Annotated in this window: 2 protein-coding genes and 2 pseudogenes; 3 read left to right on the top strand and 1 reads right to left on the bottom strand. The window is 76.5% G+C overall.

Annotation, left to right across the window (positions count from 1 at the left end; all coding sequences use genetic code 11):
• A pseudogene (locus JNW98_RS34555) lies at positions 1 to 256 on the top strand (MFS transporter); the annotation flags it as partial.
• 175 nt (positions 257 to 431) lie between these two features.
• Positions 432 to 1352 carry a DUF2797 domain-containing protein gene (locus tag JNW98_RS34550; RefSeq protein ID WP_372459400.1) on the top strand — a complete coding sequence of 307 codons (921 nt, stop codon included), beginning with the start codon at positions 432 to 434 and terminating at the stop codon, positions 1350 to 1352.
• Positions 1353 to 1380: 28 nt separating this feature from the next.
• On the opposite strand, the gene JNW98_RS34545 is transcribed toward JNW98_RS34550, so the two are convergent.
• The gene (locus JNW98_RS34545) at positions 1381 to 1809 is read right to left on the bottom strand and encodes a DUF6010 family protein (RefSeq protein WP_223772236.1); all 429 of its coding nucleotides are present in this window, start codon (positions 1807 to 1809) and stop codon (positions 1381 to 1383) included.
• Positions 1810 to 2022: 213 nt separating this feature from the next.
• Here JNW98_RS34545 and JNW98_RS34540 point away from each other — a divergent pair.
• A pseudogene (locus JNW98_RS34540) lies at positions 2023 to 2313 on the top strand (AraC family transcriptional regulator); the annotation flags it as partial.

Here is a 2313-nt window from a genome sequence, read left to right as displayed (position 1 = left end):
CCTCGGTTTCGCCCTGACCGGGCTCGGCCTCGCCAACATCTTTCCCGTCGCCATCGGGCGGGCCGGGGAGCTGACCGGGCCCGGGGGTGTCGCCGCGGCGTCGACGTTCGGGTACGGCGGGATGTTGCTCGGCCCGCCTGCGATCGGGTTGCTCGCGGATCGGTTCTCGCTGTCCGGGGCTTTGACGACGGTGGCCGGTCTGGCCGCCATGGCGGCGGTGGTCAGTGGGGCCACGCGGCGGTGGACGCGGGGGTAGGCCCCTGCGGGGGGCTGTGCCCCGGTCCCTCCCCCAGAGGGGGGACCCCCACTTCGCCGATTCCTGGGGGCAAGCCCCCCAGACCCCCGAAACCGCGCTCCGCGCGGTTGTCCTCAAACGCCGGACGGGCTGAACGGCTTGCCCCCGCAAGAAACGGGAAGGGGCGGGGCAGGGGATGACCGACCGAAGGACGACGACCACGATGACACCTCCCGGCTGGCTCTGTGCCGGGCCGCGCTGGAGCGCGGACGGCCCGGCCCTGCTGTGGCTCCACCCCGAGCACGGCGAACGCCGTTCCCCGCTGCCCGCCGGGCGGGCGCTCGGCTTCGTCACCGGCGGTCGGAGGCACTGCGTCGGCGTCCGCCGCGCCGGCCGCTACACGCCCTGCCCCGCCGGTGCCGAGGTGCCCGCCGGCGCGGTCTCCGCCCAGTGCCCGGAGTGCGCCCGGCTGGACCGCTCCCACTCCGTCGCGGCCGACACGATCGCCGACGACCCGCGGCCGTACGACGTCTACCTGGCGTGGTTCGCGCCCGGCCTGGTCAAGGCCGGCATCACGGCCACCGAACGCCAGGGCGTCCGGCTCCTCGAACAGGCCGCCCTCTCCCACACGCTGCTCGGCCGCGGCCCGCTGATGGCCGCCCGGCGGACGGAGGCCGTCCTCGGCGCCGCGCTGGGCGTTCCGGACCGCTTCCCGTACGCCGCCAAGCGCGCCGCCCGCCACCCCCTGCCGCCGGCGGGCGAGCGGGCCGCCGAGCTCGCCGCGCTCCACGAGCGCGCCCGCGCCCTCCCCGGGCTGCCGGAGTCGCTGGACGTGCTGCCCTGCGCGCCCGTCCACCACGACGAGGTCTTCCACCTGGACCGCGTCGGCCCCCGCTACGGCGTCGTCGACCTCGTGCCCGGGTGCGCCGTCGTCGGTCGCGTGGTCGCCGCGGCGGGTCCCGACGTCTACCTGGAGACGACGGACGGCCGGCCGGTGCTCGTCGACGCGCGGCGGCTGGCGGGCTGGGAGCTCGCGGCGGCGCCGGACGGTGCGCGGACCACGGCGGCGGTCCGGGTGCCGGAACCGGAGGGGGACGGGCCGGAGGGGCTGTTCTGACGTCGCCCGGAGCGCGCGGGCGGTGGCGTCAGGCGGCCCGTTCGCCGAGCGGCCCGCGCCGCCCGCCGCCGCGCAGGAGTTCGCGCGGGGACGGACCGCCGCGCAGGCACCACAGGGCGATGACCGGGTCGCAGATCGCGCACCCCAGCGACGAGCCGTGCGCGAACGGCAGGAGGGGGCTCCCCTTGAGGTGGTGCACGACGTCCCACGCGGTGTGCAGCAGCCAGCCGACGCCGACGAACGTCCAGGAATCCAGGGCGCGGTACGCGACGTACGTGGCCAGCGCGGTGAACGCGAACTCCCAGCCGCCCATCCCGCCGCCGCCGAGGTAGGCGGCACCCGCCCCGGCGACCATCACGGCGTTGAGGCGCAGCCGGTGGGCCTCGGCGACGAGGGACATCACCAGCGCATAGAGGAGGCCGATGCCGACGGGGGCGATGTAGGGCAAGTAGTGCATGGGCGGGGTGCCTTCCGTGGTGGTCGTGCGCAGCGGAGTGGGGGAGGGGAGAGGCCGGCGCCGGCGCGTCGTACGGATCACACGGTAGGAAGGGCGGCCGGTGGGTCACAGGGGCATTGCCGACACGTTCCGACGGATTACCGCCGCTTGGTTGGTGGTTGTCGGTTGCCGGCTGTCCGATGGCCCTGGCCCGGCCCCCGGTACCGTCCCCGCATGCACACCGTCGCCGTCCTCGTCCTCCCGCGCGTGATCCCGTTCGACCTCTCCACCGCCGTCGAGACCTTCGGTCGCGTCCGACTGTCCGACGGGAGCCCCGGTTACGCGGTGCGCGTGTGCGCCGAGCGGCCGGGAACCGACGTCGACGCCGGGGTGTTCACCCTGCGGGCGCCCTGGGGGCTGGACGGGCTGTGCGGCGCGGACACCGTCGTCGTACCCGGGACCGCCGACCCCGCCGCGCCGCTCGCCCCGGGCGTCCGTACCGCGCTGCGCCGGGCCGCCGCCGGC

It is taken from the genome of Streptomyces huiliensis, from assembly GCF_020037025.1.
GTDB classification, from domain to species: domain Bacteria; phylum Actinomycetota; class Actinomycetes; order Streptomycetales; family Streptomycetaceae; genus Streptomyces; species Streptomyces huiliensis.
Note: the sequence above shows the minus strand (reverse complement) of the source record. Positions and strands in the feature narration are given on the sequence as shown.